3 protein-coding genes are annotated in these 4,146 nt (G+C 74.5%); 1 reads left to right on the top strand and 2 read right to left on the bottom strand.

Annotated elements, in window-relative coordinates:
- Positions 1-138: 138 nt before the first annotated feature.
- Positions 139-1,059 (bottom strand): type IV toxin-antitoxin system AbiEi family antitoxin domain-containing protein, encoded by a 921-nt coding sequence (locus AC0CYZ_RS07320; protein WP_472213789.1) that lies wholly within the window; start codon positions 1,057-1,059, stop codon positions 139-141.
- Positions 1,060-1,225: 166 nt separating this feature from the next.
- Positions 1,226-3,763 (bottom strand): alpha-glucan family phosphorylase, encoded by a 2,538-nt coding sequence (gene glgP / locus AC0CYZ_RS07325; RefSeq protein WP_472213791.1) that lies wholly within the window; start codon positions 3,761-3,763, stop codon positions 1,226-1,228.
- An 83-nt stretch (positions 3,764-3,846) separates the two neighbouring features.
- Between glgP and AC0CYZ_RS07330 the strand changes: the two genes are divergently transcribed.
- A partial coding sequence (locus AC0CYZ_RS07330; RefSeq protein WP_472213793.1) for a hypothetical protein occupies positions 3,847-4,146 on the top strand: 300 nt, incomplete at its 3' end.

A 4,146-nucleotide genomic window follows, 5' to 3' on the forward strand; every position in this document is an offset into this window, starting at 1 on the left:
CGTCGCCCGCGGGCGCCTCGGTGACCGTCCCGCCGCACACCTTCCTGGTGTTCCGCTCGTCCTGACCCGGCCGCCGCCGGCCCTTGATCGACTTCTGGGCGGCAGGGTGCTCGCTGAGCGATCACCCTGCCGCCGAACTCATGATCTCGACGCGAGGACCTGCCGCAGCGTGTCCAGGAAGGCCTGCGGGTTCTCGGTGAGCTCGTACCAGTGGGTGCGGACGACGACCCAGCCCTGTGCCGCGAGGGCGCTCTGCCGAGGACCGTCGATGAGGAAGGCCCGTAGATCGCGGTGGTAGGCCCAGCCGTCGATCTCCACGATCACCTTCTCGACCGGGAAGGCGAGGTCCACGACGGCCCGGCCGTAGCCCGGGACGTCGATCCGGAGGTTGGCGATCCAGCCGAGGATCGCGGCCATCCGCAGCACGGTGTGCGCGAGCCGCTCGGCCTCCGACACCGCACCCCCGGCGGCCAGGGCGAGCAGACGTGCGGTCGCCGGCGCTCCGTGACGTCCGGAGCGGCGGAGCTGGAGGTGGCGCAGGGTGTCGAGCGCGACGCGGCCCTGCTGCAGCGCCCGGTCCATCAGCCGCGCGCCCTCGTCGGCACCCAGACTCGCGGCGCCGTCGAGCACGGCGGCGGCCAGGGTGGTCACCCGGATCCCGTGCCGGACGGTGACCTCCCGGTCGGGCACGGTGCGCCGCACCAGGACCGCGTCGGGGCGTGAGCGCTGGTGGCACCCGTGTCCGACCGCGACCTCGATCCGCGTGGGCGTCTGGTCACGCAGGCCCCACCACCACGCCGCGGCCTCCCCCACCAGGACGGCGTGGTCACCGAGCGAGAGCAGTACCGCCCGCACCCGGGCACGCCGGGTGAGCTCGTGCGTCGTGTCCTGGTAGACGCGGTGGGCCAGACGCCGCCACCGACCCGTCGCGACCAGTCGGCGGACCGCCTGCCTGCTCAGCCCGTGGGCGAGGGCCTGGTCGAGGGAGATCACCCCGTCCTGACGGCGCAGGAGTGCCCGCAGCCGGGCGAGGCGACGGGCGTCCGTGTCGGCGTACATGCCACTTCGACGCCGCCGCGGCCGCCGCGGATCCACCCGTTCCGGCCGGTGATCGACTTCTCGGCAGCAAAGTGCTCGCTCAGCGATCACTCTGCCGCCAAGAAGTGGATCATGGACGGCGGAGGCGCCGACCAGTCGGGGCGGGCGGCCGATCAGCCCCGAGGCCCTACGCCGGGAGGACGACCTTCCCGAGCTCCACCGGCGAGGCCAGCAGCTCGTTGGCCGGCAGCACCCGCACCGTGTACCCGAGGACGCCCGCGTGCGGGAGCGCCACGGTCGCCTCGAAGACCTCGGCCTCCCCGGAGTGCTCGACCGGGACCATCGGCTCGACCACCGTGCCCGTGAGCTCGTCCGCGTCGTCCGCGCGCCCGACGACGGCCTGCACCAGCACGTCCGACGACGCGAGGCCGCCCAGCTCCACCGACGCGCGCACCGTCATCGGCGCGCCCAGCACCGGGGTGTCCGACGAGCCGGTCACGTCCACCTCCGCGACGCGCACCGACGGCCACGCGGCGTCGAGGCGCGCCCGGAACTCCGCGAGCTCCTTCGCCCCGGCGTAGGCCTGCGAGGACACCTGGCGGGCCGCCGCGGCCGCGGGGGCGTACCAGTCGAGGACGTAGTCCTGCACCATCCGCGACGCCTGGACCTTCGGCGAGAGCGTCGCGAGGGTGTGGCGGACCAGCGCGGTCCAGCGGTCCGGGACCCCGTCGGCGCCGCGGTCGTAGAACAGCGGCGCCACCTGGGTGGACATGAGGTCGTAGAGCGCCTCGGCCTCGATGTCGTCGCGGCGGTCGGGGTCGTCGACGCCGTCCGCGGTCGGGATGGCCCAGCCGTTGCGGCCGTCGTAGAGCTCGTCCCACCAGCCGTCGCGCACCGAGAGGTTCAGTCCGCCGTTGAGCGCCGACTTCATCCCCGAGGTCCCGCACGCCTCCAGCGGGCGCAGCGGGTTGTTGAGCCAGACGTCGCAGCCCCAGTAGAGGTAGCGGGCCATGGACATGTCGTAGTCGGGCAGGAAGACGATGCGGTGGCGCACCGCCGGGTCGTCGGCGAAGCGGACCATCTGCTGGATGAGGCCCTTGCCGGACTCGTCGGCGGGGTGGGACTTCCCGGCGATGACCAGCTGCACCGGCCGCTCCGGGTCGAGCAGCAGGGAGCGCAGCCGGTCCGGGTCGCGCAGCATCAGCGTCAGCCGCTTGTAGGTCGGCACCCGGCGCGCGAAGCCGATCGTGAGCACGGACGGGTCGAACACCCGCTCGGTCCAGCCCAGCTCCGGCTCCGAGGCGCCGCGCTCGAGCCAGGACGCGCGCACCCGGCGTCGCACCTCGGCCACCAGGCGGGCCCGCAGCGTGCCGCGCATCTCCCACAGCAGCGCGTCGGACACCCCGAAGAGCTCCGGGCCGGCACCGGCGGCCGCCGCGCCGGCCGTCAGACCCGCGATCTCGCGGGCGGTCCAGGTCGGGCCGTGGACGCCGTTGGTGACGGACCCGATCGGCACCTCCGGCGCGTCGAACCCGCCCCACAGCCCGGAGAACATGCCCCGCGAGACCTCGCCGTGCAGCCGCGAGACGCCGTTGGAGCGCTGGGCCAGCCGCAGGCCCATGTGTGCCATGTTGAACATGTCGGTGTCGGGCTCGCGGCCCAGCGCCAGCACCCGCTCGGTCGAGATGCCCGGCAGCAGGCCGGCGTCGAAGTAGTGCTGCACGAGCCCGATCGGGAAGCGGTCGATGCCCGCGGGCACCGGGGTGTGGGTGGTGAACACGGTGCCCGCGCGCACGGCCGCCAGCGCCTGCTCGACGTCGAGGCCGGCCGAGGTCACGAGCTCGCGCATCCGCTCGAGGCCCAGGAACCCGGCGTGGCCCTCGTTGGTGTGGAAGACCTCGGGCGCGGGGTGCCCGGTCACGCCGCAGTACGCGCGCACCGCCCGCACGCCGCCGACCCCGACCAGGATCTCCTGACGGATGCGGTGCTCGGCGTCGCCGCCGTAGAGCCGGTCGGTGATCTGGCGCAGGTCGGCGTCGTTGTCCTCGATGTCGGCGTCGAGCAGCAGCAGCGGCACCCGCCCGACCGAGGCGACCCACACCCGCGCGGCCAGCACCCGCCCCTGGGGCATCGCGACGTGGACCAGCAGCGGGGTCCCGTCGGCGTCGGAGAGGAGGTGAAGCGGCAGGCCCTGCGGGTCGAGCGCGGGGTAGTGCTCCTGCTGCCAGCCGTCGAGCGAGAGCGACTGCCGGAAGTAGCCGGAGCGGTAGAGCAGCCCGACGGCGATGAGCGGGACGCCGAGGTCGGACGCCGCCTTGAGGTGGTCGCCGGCGAGGATCCCGAGGCCGCCCGAGTAGTTCGGCAGCACCTCCGAGACGCCGAACTCCATCGAGAAGTAGCCGATCCCCGCCGGCAGCGCGCGGCCCGACTGCCCCTGGTACCAGCGGGGCTCGGTGAGGTAGCCGCGCAGGTCCTCGGCGCACTCGCCGACCCGCCGGACGAAGCCCTCGTCCCCGGCGAGCTCGGACAGGCGCGACGGCGGGACCTCGCCGAGCAGGCGGACCGGGTCGCCCCCCGAGTCGCGCCACGCCGTCTCGTCGACGGAGGCGAAGAGGTCCTGGGTGGGCCCGTGCCACGTCCAGCGGAGATTCGTCGCGAGGTCCTGCAGCGGCGCGAGGGGAGCCGGCAGCTGGGCACGGACGGAGAAACGGCGCAGTGCTCTCACGCCTCCGAAGCCTAGGCACACCCTTCCGACGCGCCGTCATCGCCCGTCGCGGCTGGATCGATTCCACCGTTACGCTGCGTGGCGTGAGCGTGCTGGGGAGATGGTGGGGGTCCGGACGACGCGCGGAGGACCCCGCGGACGGCGGTTCCGACGCAGGTCAGGAGGGTTCCGTCGAGCCCGCGACCGGCCCCGCGAGCGGCGGGTTCGACCTGCTGCCCGGGGACGACGCCGAGCGGCGCCGGACGGGCCCGTGGAGCGGTCGCTTCCGGGCCGTCCTGACCGGCCGCCGCGACGAGGGTCCCGACGCTGCCGGGCGCGCGGCTGCCGACGACGTCCGCGAGCCGACCCCCACCGACGAGCCCGGCGTCGGCCCGGCCGCCCCG

This window comes from Actinomycetospora sp. (genome assembly GCF_055612215.1).